General features: G+C 63.8%; 13 protein-coding genes and 1 pseudogene. 12 read left to right on the top strand and 2 right to left on the bottom strand.

Annotated elements, in window-relative coordinates; genetic code table 11:
* Positions 1-47: 47 nt before the first annotated feature.
* Entirely contained in the window at positions 48-1,301 is a 1,254-nt protein-coding gene (locus IVB05_RS15290) for an FAD-dependent oxidoreductase (RefSeq protein ID WP_247785172.1), read from the bottom strand.
* A gap of 197 nt (positions 1,302-1,498) precedes the next feature.
* Between IVB05_RS15290 and IVB05_RS15285 the strand changes: the two genes are divergently transcribed.
* The 12 genes and pseudogenes from IVB05_RS15285 to IVB05_RS15230 all read left to right on the top strand — a co-directional run bounded on the left by IVB05_RS15285 (position 1,499) and on the right by IVB05_RS15230 (position 15,490).
* Positions 1,499-3,094, top strand: a complete 1,596-nt coding sequence (locus tag IVB05_RS15285) for an ABC transporter substrate-binding protein (protein WP_247785171.1) — start codon at positions 1,499-1,501, stop codon at positions 3,092-3,094.
* 205 nt (positions 3,095-3,299) lie between these two features.
* On the top strand, positions 3,300-4,280 hold the full coding sequence (locus IVB05_RS15280) for an ABC transporter permease (protein ID WP_214485906.1): 981 nt from the start codon (positions 3,300-3,302) through the stop codon (positions 4,278-4,280).
* Between the two features lie 12 nt (positions 4,281-4,292).
* Positions 4,293-5,264, top strand: a complete 972-nt coding sequence (locus IVB05_RS15275) for an ABC transporter permease (protein WP_247785170.1) — start codon at positions 4,293-4,295, stop codon at positions 5,262-5,264.
* A complete protein-coding gene (locus IVB05_RS15270) occupies positions 5,261-6,259 on the top strand; it encodes an ABC transporter ATP-binding protein (protein ID WP_247785169.1) in 999 nt (332 codons plus the stop codon). The genes IVB05_RS15275 and IVB05_RS15270 overlap by 4 nt, the downstream gene beginning before the upstream one ends.
* Entirely contained in the window at positions 6,256-7,254 is a 999-nt protein-coding gene (locus IVB05_RS15265) for an oligopeptide/dipeptide ABC transporter ATP-binding protein (RefSeq protein WP_247785168.1), read from the top strand. The genes IVB05_RS15270 and IVB05_RS15265 overlap by 4 nt, the downstream gene beginning before the upstream one ends.
* A 103-nt stretch (positions 7,255-7,357) precedes the next feature.
* Complete coding sequence (locus tag IVB05_RS15260) at positions 7,358-9,163, top strand: gamma-glutamyltransferase family protein (RefSeq protein WP_247785167.1); 1,806 nt, start codon at positions 7,358-7,360, stop codon at positions 9,161-9,163.
* Between the two features lie 12 nt (positions 9,164-9,175).
* On the top strand, positions 9,176-9,886 hold the full coding sequence (locus IVB05_RS15255; RefSeq protein ID WP_247785166.1) for a DUF1028 domain-containing protein: 711 nt from the start codon (positions 9,176-9,178) through the stop codon (positions 9,884-9,886).
* Positions 9,883-10,872, top strand: a complete 990-nt coding sequence (locus IVB05_RS15250) for an ABC transporter ATP-binding protein (protein ID WP_247785165.1) — start codon at positions 9,883-9,885, stop codon at positions 10,870-10,872. Before IVB05_RS15255 ends, IVB05_RS15250 begins: the two co-directional genes overlap by 4 nt.
* Entirely contained in the window at positions 10,869-11,975 is a 1,107-nt protein-coding gene (locus tag IVB05_RS15245; RefSeq protein WP_247785164.1) for a dipeptide ABC transporter ATP-binding protein, read from the top strand. Before IVB05_RS15250 ends, IVB05_RS15245 begins: the two co-directional genes overlap by 4 nt.
* 22 nt (positions 11,976-11,997) lie before the next feature.
* Positions 11,998-13,510: pseudogene (locus IVB05_RS15240) on the top strand (ABC transporter substrate-binding protein).
* A 147-nt stretch (positions 13,511-13,657) separates the two neighbouring features.
* Positions 13,658-14,599: an ABC transporter permease gene (locus tag IVB05_RS15235; protein ID WP_247785163.1), complete on the top strand. Its 942-nt coding sequence runs from the start codon at positions 13,658-13,660 to the stop codon at positions 14,597-14,599.
* Between the two features lie 3 nt (positions 14,600-14,602).
* Positions 14,603-15,490 carry an ABC transporter permease gene (locus IVB05_RS15230; RefSeq protein ID WP_247785162.1) on the top strand — a complete coding sequence of 296 codons (888 nt, stop codon included), beginning with the start codon at positions 14,603-14,605 and terminating at the stop codon, positions 15,488-15,490.
* A 165-nt stretch (positions 15,491-15,655) separates the two neighbouring features.
* On the opposite strand, the gene IVB05_RS15225 is transcribed toward IVB05_RS15230, so the two are convergent.
* Positions 15,656-16,399 (bottom strand): hypothetical protein, encoded by a 744-nt coding sequence (locus IVB05_RS15225; protein WP_247786701.1) that lies wholly within the window; start codon positions 16,397-16,399, stop codon positions 15,656-15,658.
* Positions 16,400-16,530 lie beyond the last annotated feature (131 nt).

Genomic DNA, 16,530 nt, shown 5'->3' with positions numbered 1-16,530 from the left:
CGCGCAAGGACAAGCGCCCGCCCCCGGCCCTCTCAATCCCCATATGGTCAACCAAAGCGTTCGACGGCAAAGGGCCTGGCGTCGGCAAACGGGGTCTCGCCGGCCATCATTTCAGCCAGCAGGCGGCCGGTTGCGGGTCCGAGCGTCAGGCCGTGGTGCTGGTGGCCGAAATTGAACCAAAGCCCGCCATGGCGAGGGGCCTTGCCGATGACCGGCAACATATCGGGCAGACAGGGCCGCGCGCCCATCCAGGGCTTGGTGTCGGCCGGCTCGCCCAGCGGAAACAGTCGGTGCGCCCGCGGCAGGGCCTGCTCGACCTGGACCGGGGTCGGCGGCGCATCGCGGTGGGCAAACTCAGCACCGGTCGTCAGGCGAATTCCGCGGTTCATCGGCGCCAGCAGATAGCCGAGATCGGTGTCCAGCACGGGATGGTTCAAGATCGCGTTGCCGCGCGGTTTGACGTGTAAATGGTAACCACGCTTGACCTGAAGCGGGATCGAATAGCCGAGCGGCGCAAAAATCTGATCGGACCACGGCCCCATCGCCACCACGACGTCGCGCGCCGTAATGGTGCCTTCCAGCGTCGCCACCCGCCACCGCCCGCCGGATTGTTCGAGCGTTCGTGCGTCACCGACAAGATATCGCCCGCCCTTGCGGCCGAACAGCGCCGAATAGGCTTTGGCCAGGCCGCCGGGATCCGGCACGAAGCCCGGTGCCGGAAAATGGATTGCGCCGCTGAAATCGCCGGTCAGATGCGGCTCGCGCGCAATTATCGCCGGGGCGTCGAGAACCTCGCCCGCGACGTCATATTGCCGGGCGCGCTCCAGATCCTGCACGGCGCCCGCAAGCGTCGCCTCGGAGCGAAACAGCTTGATCCAACCGGTCCGCCGCAACAGCTCCGGCACGTTGGCTTCCGCGATCAACGCCTCATGCTCGATCAGGCTGCGCTGGATCAACGGCAATTCGGCCATCGCGCTGTGCAGTGCACGCTCCGGTGATGAGGCGAGGAAATACCGTGTCAGCCACGGCAGGAAGGCCGGCAAATCCCTGAAATGGTAACGCACCTGGGGCGCGCGAAGGAACGCGTAACGCAGGATCTGGCCCAGGTCGCGCGGAAACATGTAGGGAAAGACCGAGGCGCATTCGATCAGTCCGCCATTGCCATGACTGGTTTCCTCGCCGGCAACCTCATGCCGGTCGATCAGAACCACGTTCCTGCCGCGTTTCTGCAGGTGCAAAGCGGCGCTCACGCCGACCATGCCCGCACCCAGAACGAGAACGTCGGCCTTCAGTTCCGCCATCCGGCACTCCGAAAGTTTAATGTAACGTGCTTGCACGCACGGCTTATGGTGAAGCTAATCAATACCGCACCGCCGCGCAAACCGGCACGCGGTGCGGGATAATGAAGCTTGCGCGGCGGCTGGACTTTGGCAACATGGCTCGGCAATATCCGCCGTTAGGCGCGGAAATTGCTGATCAAAGCGGGGAAATCGAACAAATGTCGGTACGTCGGAGTTTGCTTGCAGCGGCCACTGCTTCAATCATCGCGCTCGCGATGGTCCCGGCATCGGCCCAGACCCTGCGCTACGCCAACCAGGGCGACCTCAAATCGCTCGACCCCTACACGCTGAACGAGAGCACCACCCACGCCCATCTCGGACATGTCTTCGAAGGCCTGGTGGCCCGCGACAGGGACCTGAAGATCATCCCGGCGCTGGCGGAGAGCTGGGAAACGCCGGAGCCGACCCGCTGGCGGTTCCATTTGCGCAAGGGCGTGAAATTCCAGAACGGCGATCCCTTCACCGCCGACGACGTGGTATTCTCGGCGGATCGCGTTCGCAAAAAAGGCTCGAACCTGCAGACCCGCATTCCCACCGACGCCAAGGTCGTCAAGGTCGACGACTACACGGTGGACTTCGTCCTGACCTCGCCAAATCCCATTCTCAATTCGCAATGGGATACCTGGTACATCATGAGCAAGAAGTGGGCCGAGGCGAATAATTCCGTCGACCCGACGCCCGCAGCAGCTACGACACCGAGCTTTGCCTCGCTCAACGCCAACGGCACCGGCGCCTTCTCGATCGAAAGCCATCAGCCGGGCGTCAAGACCGTGTTCAAGGCCAATCCGAACTGGTGGCGCAAGCCCGAGCATAACCTCAAGGAAATCATCTTCACGCCGATCGGCTCGGACGCCACGCGCGTCGCCGCCCTGCTCTCGGGCGAAGTCGACGTCATCGAGCCGGTTCCGATCCAGGATATTTCGCGGGTGGATTCCACTCCGAACGCCCAGGTGCTGAAGGGACCGGAACTTCGCACCATCTTCCTCGGCATGGATCAGGTGCGCGACGAACTGCTCTATTCCAACATCAAGGGCAAGAACCCGTTCAAGGACGTCAAGGTGCGCGAGGCCTTCTTCAAGGCCGTTGACATCGAACTGATCAAGACCCGCGTCATGCGCGGTCTGTCGACGCCCTCGCCGCTGATGATCGCGCCGCAACTGTTCAAGCTGTCCGGTGACTTCACGCGGCCGAAGTTAGATCCCGACGGCGCCAAGAAGCTTCTGACCGAAGCCGGTTATCCCGATGGCTTCGAAGTCACGATGGACTGCCCCAACGACCGTTATGTCAACGACGCCGCGATCTGTCAGGCGGTCGTCGGCATGCTGGCCAGGATCGGCGTCAAGGTAACGCTGCTGGCCCAGCCCAAGGCGCAATATTTCGCCAAGGTGCTGAAGCCCGGCGGCTACCAGACCTCATTCTACCTGCTCGGCTGGACTCCCGGCACGCTCGACTCCCACAACGTCCTGTACGACATCATGGGCTGCCGCGACGATCCGAAGTCAAGCCGCGGCGAGGGCAATCTCGGCGGCTACTGCAACAAGAACCTCGACGCCCTCACCGACAAGGTCCTGCAGGAATCCGACATGGCCAAGCGCGAACTCCTGATCAAGCAAGCGTACGAAATCGGCGCCAAGGACTTTGGATATATCCCGCTGCACCAGCAGGCGCTGGCGTGGGGCGTGTCGAAGAAAGTGAAGCTGAGCCAGCGCGCCGACAATCAGGTCCTGCTGTACTGGGCGACCAAACAGGACTAGCCAGGCGTCAACACAGGTCCCGGCGGCTTAGCGGCTTCCGGGACTTTTCCTTTCGAGGCGACAGCGACGTCCGCCGCCGCATCTAGAGCATGATCCGGAAAAGTGGGTACCGGTTTTCCGAAAGATCATGCTCAAACAATAAGATGACCGACGAGCATGATTCAACTCAGTTGAAGCATGCTCTAGAGAGCAGTGAAAGGAATCCATGCTCGCTTTCACTCTTCGCCGCGCTATCCAGGCCATCGGCGTCATGATCGCGGTCGGCGTCATCGCGTTCTCGATGTTCCGCTTCGCCGGCGACCCCGTCAACCAGATCGTCTCATTGGATACGCCGGCCGCTGAACGCGAGGCGGTGCGCAAATCTCTCGGCCTCGACGATCCCGTGCCGGTGCAGTTCGCCCGCTACTTCGCCAATGCCGCGCAATTCAAGTTCGGCGTCTCCTACCAATTCCGCCAGCCGGTTTCGAACCTGTTGATGGAGCGGATGCCGGCGACGCTGGAACTCGCCGCCTGCGCCACCGTTTTCGCCATGGTGTTCGGCATCCTGATGGGGGTCTATTCGGCGCTGCGACGCGACACGTTCTTGACCAAGATATTCCAGGCGGTGTCGCTGATCGGAATCTCGTTGCCGACGTTCCTGATCGGCATTCTCCTGATCTATCTGTTCTCGGTCACGCTGGGCTGGCTGCCCTCGTTCGGGCGCGGCGACGTGGTGCGGATCGGCTGGTGGACGACTGGTCTGCTCACGCTTTCCGGCCTCAAGGCGCTGATCATGCCCTCGATCACGCTGGGGCTGTTCCAGATGACCCTGATCATGCGGCTGGTGCGCGCTGAAATGCTTGAAGTGCTCCGTACCGATTACATTCGCTTCGCCCGCGCCCGCGGCCTCACGACACGCGCAATCCATTTCGGCCATGCGCTGAAGAACACACTGGTTCCGGTCATCACTGTGGCAGGGCTGCAGTTTGGCTCGGTAATTGCATTTGCCATCATCACTGAAACCGTCTTCCAGTGGCCGGGTATGGGATTGTTGTTCGTGCAGGCGGTGCAAAATGTCGATATCCCGATCATGGCGGCCTACCTGCTGATGGTCTCGCTGATCTTCGTCACCATCAATCTGGTGGTCGATATCCTGTACACCATCGTCGATCCGCGCCTGCGCTCGACCATCAGCCGTCCGGCCTAAACGAGACGCCCAATGTCCGACGCCGTCGTCCCACACCGAGTAGAGCCCAGCGCGCCGCGAGCGCGCTCCGGCACGGGCTGGTTGAAGCGCGCGCTCGACAGCGACATCTTCTATTCGTTCCGCCGCTCCCGAATGACCATGGTCGCGGCGGCCGTGACGCTCCTGTTCTTCCTGCTGGCGGTCTTTGCTTCCCAGCTCGCGGTGCAGAACCCGTTCGATCCGGCGCAGCTGCAATTGATGAATTCGCGGATCTCGCCGCTGTGGACCGCCGACGGCCAGAGCCCGTTCCTGCTCGGCACCGACGAACAGGGCCGCGACGTGTTTTCCGCCATTCTTTACGGTTTGCGGATCTCGCTCGTGGTCGGCGTGCTCGGCGTCATCTTTGCCGGCACGCTCGGCATCACGCTCGGGCTGGTCGCCGGCTATGTCGGTGGTGCGGTCGACGGACTGATCATGCGCATCGCCGACGTGCAGCTCACCTTCCCCGCGATCCTGATCGCGCTATTGGTCAACGGCGTCGCCAAGTCCGTGTTCGGCAACCGGCTGGATGCCATGAGTACGCTGGCGGTGCTGGTGGTCGCGATCGGCCTGAGTTTCTGGGTGCAGTATGCCCGCACCGTGCGCGGCTCCGTCATGGTCGAGAAGAACAAGGACTATGTCGCGGCAGCGCAGTTGATCGGCCTTCCCGCGCCTAAGATCATTTTCCGGCACGTGCTGCCGAACACGATGGGACCGATCCTGGTGATCGCGACCATCAACCTCGCGCTCGCCGTCATTACCGAGGCGACGCTGTCGTTCCTGGGCGCCGGCATGCCCGACACCATGCCCTCGCTCGGCACCCTGATCCGGATCGGAAACAATTATCTGTTCGCCGGCGAATGGTGGATCGTGGCCTTCCCCGGCATTGCGCTGGCGGGACTGATCCTCGCCATCAACCTGCTCGGCGACTGGCTGCGCGACGCGCTCAATCCAAAGCTCCGATGACCATTCCTGTCCTCTCCGTGCGTAACCTCGAGGTGGAATTCCTCACCCGCCGCAGCACGCTGCGCGCGATCAACGGCGTCTCCTTCGACATCGCCAAGGGCGAAGTGCTCGGGGTGGTCGGCGAGTCCGGCGCCGGCAAATCCGTTACGGGGCTAGCCGTGATCGGGCTGATCGATCCTCCCGGCCGCATCGCAGGCGGCGAGATCTATCTGTCGGGAACACGGATCGACCATCTTCCGCCGGAAGAAATCCGCCGCATCCGCGGAAAGCGGATCGGGATGATCTTCCAGGATCCGCTGACCAGCCTCAATCCGCTCTATCGAATCGGCGACCAGATCGTGGAGACGATCCGGACCCACATGAATCTTTCCGAGACCGCGGCGCGCAAGCGCGCCATCGATCTCTTGGCCGAGGTCGGAATTCCTGCGCCGGAAAAGCGCATCGACGCCTATCCGCACGAATTCTCCGGCGGCATGCGCCAGCGCGTCGTGATTGCGCTGGCGATCTGCGCCGAACCGGAACTGATCATCGCCGACGAGCCGACCACCGCGCTCGACGTCTCCGTGCAGGCGCAGATCATCTCGCTGATCAAGCGCCTGGGACGCGATCACGGCACCGCCGTCATGCTGGTCACCCACGACATGGGCGTGATCGCCGAGACCTCCGACCGGGTTGCTGTGATGTATTCGGGACGGATCGCCGAGATCGGCCCCGTGCAGGACGTTGTGCAGAACCCGCTCCATCCCTACGCGAAGGGACTGATGGGCGCGATTCCGACGCTGGCCGGCGAAGACAAGCGGCTGGTGCAGATTCCGGGCTCGATGCCGCGGCTGTCGGCAATCCCGCCGGGCTGCTCGTTCAATCCGCGCTGCGCCTTCGCGTTCGATCGTTGCCGCGTCGAACGGCCGGAGCCGCTCAAGCACGGCTCGCATGCCGTGGCCTGCCATCTCTTCGATACCGCGCCAAACGAAACCGCGAAGGAGACCGCGGCATGACGGCCTCCTTTGTCGATGTAAGAAATTTGCGCCGCGTGTTCGACGTCTCAAAACCGTGGCTCAACCGCGTGCTGGAAGGTGGCCACCTGGAATACCTGAAAGCCGTCGACGGTGTGACCTTCGACATCAGGAAGGGCGAAACATTCGCGCTTGTCGGCGAGTCCGGCTCGGGCAAGACCACCGTGGCGCGGATGGTGGTGGGATTGCTGCCGCCGACCTCGGGCGAAGTGGTCATCGATGGCGTGTCGATGACGAATGCGAGGCAGGCCCAGGCGCGGCAGCGGCTGCGGCGCCGCATTCAGATGATCTTCCAGGATCCTTACGCTAGCCTCAATCCGCGTTTTCGGGTCGACGCCATCGTCTCCGAGCCGATCCGCGCCTTCGACCTGATCGAGGGCGAGCGCGACATTCGCATGCGCGTCGGTGAATTGTTGAGCGTCGTCGGCCTGCATCCCGACGACGGCCTGAAATATCCGCATGAATTCTCCGGCGGCCAGCGCCAGCGCATCGCGATCGCACGCGCGCTGGCATCGGAAGCCGAGTTCATCGTCTGCGACGAGCCCACTTCGGCGCTGGATGTTTCCGTGCAGGCGCAGATCCTCAACCTGATGCGCGACCTGCAGGACAAGTTCGGGCTGACCTACCTCTTGATCAGCCACAACCTCGCCGTGGTCCGCCACATGGCAACCCGGATCGGCGTGATGTATCTCGGCCGCATCGTCGAGATCGCCGAAGGCCGCGAGCTGTTCGCCAATCCCCGAATGCCCTACACCAAGATGCTGCTGGGCGCAGTTCCGGATCTCGCAATGTCCGGCCGTCAGCGGATTCCGGTCAAGGGCGAAATCCCCAATCCGATCCATCCGCCGCCCGGCTGCGCCTTCAACCCGCGCTGCCCGCTGGCGTTCGATCTCTGCCGGAAGGAAGCGCCCGTCCTGATCGACGGCGTTGCCTGCCATGCTGTCAACCATCCGGTTGAGGCCACAGCCTTGGTATGATCACGGAGATGGGTGCAATGCGTGGCATCCCAGCGGTTGGCATCCAGCCTCGGCTGTGGTCAAGTGTTTCAGCACCACGATACCAGCACCGCATCGGACTCCCATGAGCAACATCAATCCCGATCCGTTCACCACCCGGCCGGAAATCGAAGGCACCTTTGGTGTCGTGACCTCGACGCACTGGATCGCCACTGCGGTCGGCATGGGCATCCTGGAGAAAGGCGGCAACGCCTTCGACGCCGGCGTGGCCACCGCCTTTACGCTGCAGGTGGTCGAGCCGCATCTGAACGGACCCGGCGGCGATGTGCCGATCATTGTGCATGACACCAAGCGCGGACGTACCGAGGTGATCTGCGGCCAGGGTCCCGCGCCGGCGAAGGCGACCATTGCACACTACAAGAGCGAAGGCCTGGAAATGGTGCCCGGCACCGGGCTTTTGGCTGCCTGCGTACCCGGCACGTTCGAATCCTGGATGCTGCTGCTCCGTGACTACGGCACGATGCGGCTGCGCGACGTGCTGGAGCCCGCGATTGCCTATGCGCGCGACGGCTATCCGCTGGTCGAGCGAGCGGCGGCCACCATCCAGATCGTCGAGAAATTGTTCCGTAATCACTGGACGACATCGGCGGCCGTCTACCTGCCGAACAATGAAGTGCCGAGGCCCGGCACGCTGTTCACCAACAAAAAACTCTCGGAAACCTATGCCCGTATCCTCGAGGAAGCCGAGAGCGCGGGCGGGGACCGTGTCGCGCAAATCGAGCGTGCGCGAAAATCCTGGTCGCAGGGTTTTGTGGCGGAAGCGATCGACAAATTCTGCCGCACGCAGGAAGTCATGGACGTCTCCGGCTCGCCGCACCGTGGCGTGCTCTCTGCCGACGACATGGCGCGCTGGCAGCCGACCGTCGAGGCGCCGCTGACCTACGACTATGGCCGCTACACCGTCTGCAAGCCCGGCGTCTGGAGCCAGGGGCCCGTGATGCTGCAGCAGCTCGCGCTGCTGAAGGGATTTGAGCTCGACGGGCTCGACCCCGCCGGTCCCGAATTCATCCATCTGCAGATCGAGTGCGCCAAACTCGCCTTCGCCGATCGCGAGAAATTTTATGGCGACCCTGACTTCACCGACATCCCGATCGCGACCTTGCTGTCGGACGCCTACAATGACGAACGCCGCAAGCTGATCTCGAGGGACAAGGCCTCGCTCGATTTCTTACCCGGCTCGGTGGAAGGTTTTGGCTCTGTCGTAAAACTGCGCCGCGCCGAAGGCCATCGCGAGGCAGTCGGCGCCATGGGCGCGGGCGAGCCGACCGTCGGCCGCTTCGGCGAGGTGCGCGGCGATACCGTGCATTTCGACATCATCGACCAGGCCGGCAACATGGTTTCGGCGACGCCGTCCGGCGGCTGGCTGCAATCCTCGCCGGTCATTCCCGAACTCGGCTTCTGCCTCGGCAGTCGCGCGCAGATGTTCTGGCTGGAGGAAGATCACCCTGCAGCGCTGGCACCGGGCAAGCGCCCGCGCACCACGCTCTCACCGACCATGTGCTATCGCGATGGCGAGCCGTACATGGCCTGGGGATCGCCGGGCGGCGATCAGCAGGATCAATGGACCACGCAGTTCTTCCTGCGGCACGTCCACGCAAAACTGAACCTGCAGGAAGCGATCGACGCGCCGGCGTGGCACTCCGAGCACTTCCCGATCTCGTTCTGGCCGCGCACCGCGCGCCCCGGCGTGCTCGTGGTTGAGAACCGCGTGCCGAAGGCGACGATTGATACGCTGAAAAACCGCGGTCATGTCGTCGAGATTGGCCCCGACTGGTCGGAAGGCCGCCTGACTGCAGCCTCCAAAGTTGGCCGTCGCCGTCGCGCCGCCGCCAATCCGCGGGGCATGCAAGGCTACGCGGCCGGACGATAGAGACGATTTGAGATGACCTGGTCGATCATCGCCCGCGATCCCTCAACCGGCCAAATCGGCATCGCCGTTGCGACCAGGTTTTTCGCGGTCGGCGCACGCGTGCCGCATGTCGCACCCGGCGTCGGAGGCGTCGCGACGCAGGCGCTGGTCAATCCGTATTACGGCATCGACGGCGTGAAGTTGTTGCGCGAAGGGCGCGAGCCGCGCGAGGTGGTGGACACCCTGATCGCCGCGGACGCTGGCCGCCAGGCCCGGCAGCTCCATATCATGGATATCAAGGGCCGGATCGCCGCGCATACCGGCACCGAATGCGTCGACTGGTGCGGGCATATTCAGGGCGACGGCTTCTCCATTGCCGGTAATATGCTGGCGGGCGCCGCCGTGCTCGAAGATACCGCGCAAGCCTTTATTGCCAACGCGACTCTGCCCTTTGCGCAGCGGCTGATTGCGGCCATGAAGGCCGGCGAAGCTGCCGGCGGCGACAAGCGCGGCAAGCAATCGGCCGCGCTTGTGATCCAGGGCGAGGAGGAATGGTCCGATCTCGACCTGCGCGTCGATGACCACACTGATCCACTTGCCGAACTCGAGCGGCTCGAACAGGTCAGCCGCGAGCGCTGGGTGCATTTCCGCCCCTTCCTGCCGACGCGGAAGAACCCGGCCGGGATCACCGACCGCGCGGTCATCGATGCAACGATTGAAGCCGCGACGGCGAGTAAGGCATGACCGCGAGCCCGCTGATCGAAATCGAGGGCCTGCGCGTGGTCTTCCACGGCGATGATGGCCGCATCACGCACGCGGTCGACAGCGTCGACCTCAGCGTGGCCAACGGCGCGACGCTGGGCCTCGTCGGTGAATCCGGCTGCGGCAAGAGCGTGACTTCGCTTGCGATCATGGGGCTGCTGTCGAAGCATTCCGCCGAGGTCTCCGGCTCGATCCGCTTCGACGGCTTCGACCTGCTGGATGTGCCTGACGAAACCCTGCGCGACCTGCGCGGCAACCGGCTCGCGATGATCTTCCAGGAGCCGATGACCTCACTCAATCCGAGCTTTACCATCGGCGACCAGATCGTCGAGACGATCTTGCGCCATCGCGGCGGCTCACGGCGGCAGGCGCGCGAGCGCGCCATCGAACTGCTGCGCCTTGTCCACATCCCTTCGCCCGAAAAGCGGATCGACGAATATCCGCACAAGCTTTCCGGCGGCATGCGCCAGCGCGTGATGATCGCGATGGCGCTGGCCTGCGACCCGCGCCTGTTGATCGCGGACGAGCCGACCACCGCGCTCGACGTCACCCTGCAGGCGCAGATCCTCGATCTGATGCGCGAACTCAAAGCCGCCAGCGGCGCCGCGATCATCTTGATCACCCATGATCTCGGCGTGGTCGCCGAGGTCTGCGACGAGGTCGCGGTGATGTATGCCGGCGAGATCGTCGAGCGCGCGCCGGTCGACGAACTCTTTGCCAATCCGCAGCATCCCTACACCGTCGGCCTGCTCGGCTCGATCCCGCGGCTCGGCCGCCGCGCTTCGCATCTGGCGACGATCGAGGGCATGGTGCCGAACATGGCAAACCCTCCGCCCGGTTGCCGTTTTGCTGCGCGCTGTCCGTTCGTGGTTGAGACCTGCATCGCCGCGCCGCCACCGCTGGCAATAGTGAGTCCGGGCCACGCCTCGCGCTGCATTCGCGCGCCGCTGGAGCGGCTGGTGTCATGACCGCCCTGCTCGAAGTCGAAGGCCTGGTGAAGCATTTCGTCGCCGCGCGTTCGGTGTTCGGCACGCCCACCGCCTATGTCAAAGCGGTCGATGGCGTCAGCTTCACCGTCGAGGCCGGCAAGACGCTGGCGCTGGTCGGTGAATCCGGCTGCGGCAAATCCACCGTGAGCCGGCTGGTGCTGCGGCTGATCGAGCCAGATGCCGGAACCGTGCGCTTCGAAGGCCGCGACCTCGGCTCGCTCAACGCCCATAAGTTGCGCGCTTTCCGCCGCGACGCGCAGATCATTTTCCAGGACCCCTATGCGTCGCTTAACCCGCGCATGACCGTCAGCCAGATCCTCACCGAGCCGCTGGCGCTGCACGATCTGGTGCCGGCTCTGCGCCGGCGCGAGCGGGTCGAGGAGCTGCTGCGGCTGGTCGGGCTGGAGCCGCGCTTCGCCCGCCGCTATCCGCACGAGTTTTCCGGCGGCCAGCGCCAGCGCATTGCCATTGCGCGGGCGCTGGCGGTGCAGCCGAAACTCATCATCTGCGATGAGCCGGTATCCGCGCTCGACGTCTCGATCCGTTCGCAAATCCTCAACTTGCTGCGCGACCTGCAGGACCGGCTCGGCCTCGCCTACATCTTCGTCTCACACGATCTCGCGGTCGTAAAACACATCGCCGACCGCGTCGCCGTGATGAATCTCGGCGGCATCGTCGAGACCGCGGCCGCCGACGCGCTGTTTGCCGCCCCCCGGCATCCCTATAGCCGCGCGCTGCTGTCGGCCATCCCCGTACCCAAGCCGCAGGCCAAACGCAGCCGCATCGTGCTGGAGGGCGAGATGCCGAGCGCGCTCAATCCGCCTTCCGGCTGCCGCTTCCATACCCGCTGCCCCTACGTCATCGCGCGCTGTCGCACCGAAATTCCGCCGCTGCTCGCCGACCGCACAGGACACGCCACCGCCTGTCACCGCACCGCGGAATTGCCGGCGCCCGAGAATATCGTGCCGGCCGATGGCGGCTTTTCGCCGGTGCTGGAAAAATTGGTCGCCGCCTTCAGCGGTGGCACGGAAGGTGCAAGCCGCGTCGGGGTTGATATATCAGGGACACGGCCAACGGCGTAATCGTGGATAAGGGGATGGCAGCATGAAAATCTTTCGTTTGGCAGTCACCGCGGCGGCGCTGCTGCTGTCGCTTCCGGCAACCGTTCAGGCCCAAACGACGCTGCGGATCGGGCTCGCCGAGGACCCCGATATCCTCGACCCGACCATGGCGCGCACCTATGTGGGCCGTATCGTGTTCGCATCGTTCTGCGACAAGCTGTTCGACATCGACGAAAAGCTCAACATCGTGCCGCAGCTCGCATTGAGCCACGAGACGTCGGCCGACGGCAAGGAAGTCACCATCAAGCTCCGGCCCGGCGTCAAGTTTCATGACGGTGAGCCCTTCAATGCGGAGGCCGCAAAGTTTTCGCTGGAGCGGCATCTGACATTCCCGGGCTCGTTCCGAAAGCCGGAACTGGCGACCGTCGATCATATCGATGTCGTCGATCCCCTCACCATCAAGCTGGCATTGAAGGCGCCCTATTCGCCGCTGGTCGCGCAGCTCACCGATCGCGCGGGGATGATGGTGTCGCCCAAGGCGGCAAATGAGGCCGGCGACAAGTTCGGGCTGCGCCCGGTCTGCGCCGGTCCCTACAAATTCGTCGAACGCGTGCAGCAGGACCGCATGGTGTTCGAAAAATTCGCCGACTACTGGAACAAGGATAACATCCATATCGACCGCATCGTCTATCTGCCGCTGGTGGATGCGACGGTCCGCCTTGCCAATTTGAAATCCGGCGGCCTCGACCTGATCGAGCGGGTGCTTGCGACGGGACCTCAAGGAGGTGCAGTCGGATCCGAAGCTCAAACTGTCCAGCGCGATCGAGCTCGGCTATCAGGGCGTGACGCTGAACGTCGGCAAGGACAAGGCCAAGGGGCCGCTCGGCCAGTCCGCCAAGGTGCGGCAGGCGCTCGACCTCTCGCTCGACCGCGACGCGATCAGCCAGGTGGTGTCCAACGGCGAGTTCAAACCCGGAAACCAGTGGGTCAATCCCGATCATCCCTATTACCAGAAGGCCTTTCCGGTGCCGAAGCGCGACGTTGCCAAGGCCAAGGCGCTGTTGAAGGAAGCCGGCGTCACGCCGCCGATCGGCGTCGACTTCATGGTTTCGAAAGGCGCGGAAACCGAAGCGGCATCCCAGGTGATCCAGTCGATGGCGGCCGAGGCCGGTTTCGACATGAAGCTGCGGGTCACCGAGTTCGCAACGTCGCTGAAACAGGCCGAAGCCGGAGAGTATCAGGCCTATCTGTTGGCCTGGAGCGGGCGGATCGATCCGGACGGCAACTCCTACGTCTTCCAGAAGACCGACGCGCCGCAGAACTACAGTGCCTGGTCCAACAAGGAAGCCGACAAGGCGCTCGATGACGGCCGCCTCGTCACAGATCCGGCGCAGCGCAAGGCGATCTATGAAAAGCTGACGAAGGTCGTGCTCGAAGAGAAGCCGCTGCTCTACATCTATCACCGCCGCATCCTGATCGCGCACACCACCAAGCTCGAAGGCTACAAGCAGATGCCGGACGGGTTGGTGCGCGTGGTCGGGCTGAAGCTGAAGTGAGCGTGGCGAATATGCTTTCGTGTCCCGGACGCGTTGCAGCGCGAAGCGGTGCAACGCTGAGCCGGGACCTGTTGCACACGGGGCGTGGGTCCCGGTTCTGCAGCGCACCGTTGCACGCTGCGCTGCGCCCGGGACACGGATGAAACCATGCTGAATTTCCTCGTACGGCGCGTGGTCCAACTCATCCCGACGCTGTTCTTCGTCTCGATCCTGATCTTCTCGCTGCAGCAATTGCTGCCCGGCGATCCGGCGCTGGTGATGGCGGGCGAGGAACGCGACCCTGACGTCATCGCGCAGATCCGCCAGCAGTACCGGCTCGATCAGCCGGTGCCGGTGCAATATGTCTACTGGGTCAAGGGCGTGCTGTCGGGCGATTTCGGCGAGTCGCTGCGCAACAAGGTATCGGTGCGCGAGTTGATCGCGCAGAAACTGCCGGTGACGATGCAACTGGCGTCGATGGCGATCATCATTGCCTTCCTGGTCGGCATCCCCGCAGGGATAGTATCGGCAGTCAAGAAGGGTACGGCCTGGGATTATGGCGCGAATTTCTTTGCGCTGTGGGGTATCTCGACGCCGAATTTCTGGCTCGGCATCATGCTGATCTTCCTGTTCTCCATCAAGCTCGGCTGGCTGCCCGCGTCGGGCTATGTGCCGCTGACCGAGAACTGGCGCGCCAGCATCGCCTCCACCATCATGCCGGCTTTCGTGCTGGGCAATGCGATCGCCGCCATCCTGATGCGGCATACTCGCAGCGCCATGCTGCAGGTGCTCGAAAGCGACTATGTCCGCACCGCCCGCGCCAAGGGCCTTTCCGAGCGTTCCGTCATTCTCAAGCACGCCATGCGCAACGCGCTGACGCCGATCATTACGCTGGGCGCGCTCGAACTGGGCACGCTGCTGTCGGGCGCGGTGCTGACCGAGCAGATTTTTTCGATTCCAGGCTTTGGCAAGCTGATCGTCGATGCCGTGTTCAACCGCGATTATGCGGTTGTGCAGGGCGTCGTGCTGACGACGGCGACGATCTACATCACGCTCAATCTCATCGCCGACATTGCCTATGTCCTCGTCAATCCGCGGCTGAGGACGTAGGCCATGGCCGACACCACGCTCAGCGCGCTACCGATTGCCGTCTCCGACGAACTGGAGAGCCCGGCACGGCGCGCGCTGCGCCGGCTGTTCAAGCGCAAGGGTGCGGTAACAGGCCTTGTCGTGATCGCAACCTTTGTTCTGCTCGCGCTGTTTGCGCCGCTGATCTCGCCTTATGAGCCGATCGCGACAAGCTGGTCGCTGGTACGCAAGCCGCCTTCTGCGCTGCACTGGTTCGGGACCGACGAGCTCGGCCGCGACATTCTCGCGCGCGTGATCTACGGCGCGCGGGCCTCGCTGCTGGCCGGCGCGATCTCGGTCGGAATCGCGCTTTCGATCGGCGTACCGCTCGGCCTGTTGTCGGGTTATCGCGGCGGCTTCATCGATGCCCTGATCAGCCGCATGACGGACGCGATGCTGGCCTGTCCGTTCCTGATCCTCGCGATTGCGCTGGCGGCGTTTCTCGGGCCGAGCCTCGGCAATGCCATGATCGCGATCGGCATATCGGCGACGCCGGTCTTCGTGCGGCTCACGCGAGGCCAAGTGATGAGCGTCAAGGTCGAGGATTATGTCGAGGCCGCGCGCGCCATGGGCAATCCGCGCTGGCGCATCGCGCTGTTTCACATCCTGCCCAACATCATGCCGGCGCTCCTGGTGCAAGCGACGCTGTCGATCGCCGCCGCAATCATCGCGGAAGCCGCGCTATCGTTCCTTGGTCTCGGCCAGCAACCGCCTGCGCCATCCTGGGGCAGCATGCTGAACGCTGCGCAACGCTTCCTCACCAACGCGCCCTGGATGGCGGTCTGGCCGGGGCTGGCGATCTTCCTCGTGGTGCTGTCGTTCAATCTGGTCGGCGACGGCCTGCGCGACGCGCTGGATCCGAGGGAGAGGTGATGGTGCTTCCTTAACCTCGCCCCGCTTGCGGGGAGAGGTCGGATCGCCCTTCGCGATCCGGGTGAGGGGGTACAGGTCCATCGATTGGCCGCAGTGCTCGCGGAGAGAGCCCCTCACCCCGACCCTCTCCCCGCGAAGAGCGGGGCGAGGGAGCGCCGCCGAATTCTAAATCACGGTCTCCCGCATCACCCGGCGACAATCCATCTCATACTCCAGATCGATCACCGGCGGCCGCGCGAAATGCCAGGTCAAGCCGGAACGCGCGGCGCCACGACGAACCAGCGCATCGGCAAAGACGTGGTGGAAATCGTGGATGGTGTAGGTCTGCACCTCAGTCGCATCTTTCCAACTGAGCCCGAACGCGCCCATACGCCGCTCCATCACGCCCGCGACATAACGGACTTTCTCCGCAATGCCCTCGGGACTGATGTCCCGGTAGCGTACCGTACGTTCGGCATAGCTCGCATTGCCTTCCTGCGATTCGCCACTGCCCGCGATCACGAAGCTCGACGTGGCGCTCTGGCTCGGCCGGGTAAATGAAAACGCATAAAACGTAGGCTCAGCCGGCGGATCGATCTCCGGACAGACATTGCTGCGCGCGACCGGGTTGGTTTTGCCGTCATAGACGCCCCATTCCGCCAGCGTCTTGACGTAGTGCAGGTTGAAATTGCGAAATCCTTCGTCGGTGAAGGCGGCCGGTGAACGCAGCTCGCAGGCACAGAACGACGTCAGCGGCCTGCCCGCCGCCTGAATGTATTTTGCGATTTGCGCAAAGCCTTCGGCCAACGGCACCCCTTTGTCGAACCGCGCCCGCTCGATCTCATAGCCGGGATTGGCGGCCACCCCGCCGGAATACTGAAACACGGCCGGGATGAAACGGTAGTTGCCGGCGGGAAAGTCGCTCGTCATGTTGGCTCCCTGTTTTTCTTCATCTTTAGCATGGCGAGCCGGCAGCGTCGCCGGGCCGCTCGACCCACCGACACAAAAAAGCGACGGCAGCGATGTCCGCGGCCGTCGCCCGCAACTTTCTACCCGTAGGA

Origin of the sequence: Bradyrhizobium sp. 170 (assembly GCF_023101085.1) — a bacterium.
GTDB lineage: Bacteria > Pseudomonadota > Alphaproteobacteria > Rhizobiales > Xanthobacteraceae > Bradyrhizobium.
This window is presented reverse-complemented; position numbering and strand designations above follow the sequence as displayed.

What these genes read in the sequence shown, in the direction of transcription:
- IVB05_RS15290 (WP_247785172.1), bottom strand. Translation starts at nt 1,301, where the DNA reads ATGGCGGAACTGAAGGCCGACGTTCTCGTTCTGGGTGCGGGCATGGTC.
- IVB05_RS15285 (WP_247785171.1), top strand. Translation starts at nt 1,499, where the DNA reads ATGTCGGTACGTCGGAGTTTGCTTGCAGCGGCCACTGCTTCAATCATC.
- IVB05_RS15280 (WP_214485906.1), top strand. Translation starts at nt 3,300, where the DNA reads ATGCTCGCTTTCACTCTTCGCCGCGCTATCCAGGCCATCGGCGTCATG.
- IVB05_RS15275 (WP_247785170.1), top strand. Translation starts at nt 4,293, where the DNA reads ATGTCCGACGCCGTCGTCCCACACCGAGTAGAGCCCAGCGCGCCGCGA.
- IVB05_RS15270 (WP_247785169.1), top strand. Translation starts at nt 5,261, where the DNA reads ATGACCATTCCTGTCCTCTCCGTGCGTAACCTCGAGGTGGAATTCCTC.
- IVB05_RS15265 (WP_247785168.1), top strand. Translation starts at nt 6,256, where the DNA reads ATGACGGCCTCCTTTGTCGATGTAAGAAATTTGCGCCGCGTGTTCGAC.
- IVB05_RS15260 (WP_247785167.1), top strand. Translation starts at nt 7,358, where the DNA reads ATGAGCAACATCAATCCCGATCCGTTCACCACCCGGCCGGAAATCGAA.
- IVB05_RS15255 (WP_247785166.1), top strand. Translation starts at nt 9,176, where the DNA reads ATGACCTGGTCGATCATCGCCCGCGATCCCTCAACCGGCCAAATCGGC.
- IVB05_RS15250 (WP_247785165.1), top strand. Translation starts at nt 9,883, where the DNA reads ATGACCGCGAGCCCGCTGATCGAAATCGAGGGCCTGCGCGTGGTCTTC.
- IVB05_RS15245 (WP_247785164.1), top strand. Translation starts at nt 10,869, where the DNA reads ATGACCGCCCTGCTCGAAGTCGAAGGCCTGGTGAAGCATTTCGTCGCC.
- IVB05_RS15235 (WP_247785163.1), top strand. Translation starts at nt 13,658, where the DNA reads ATGCTGAATTTCCTCGTACGGCGCGTGGTCCAACTCATCCCGACGCTG.
- IVB05_RS15230 (WP_247785162.1), top strand. Translation starts at nt 14,603, where the DNA reads ATGGCCGACACCACGCTCAGCGCGCTACCGATTGCCGTCTCCGACGAA.
- IVB05_RS15225 (WP_247786701.1), bottom strand. Translation starts at nt 16,399, where the DNA reads ATGACGAGCGACTTTCCCGCCGGCAACTACCGTTTCATCCCGGCCGTG.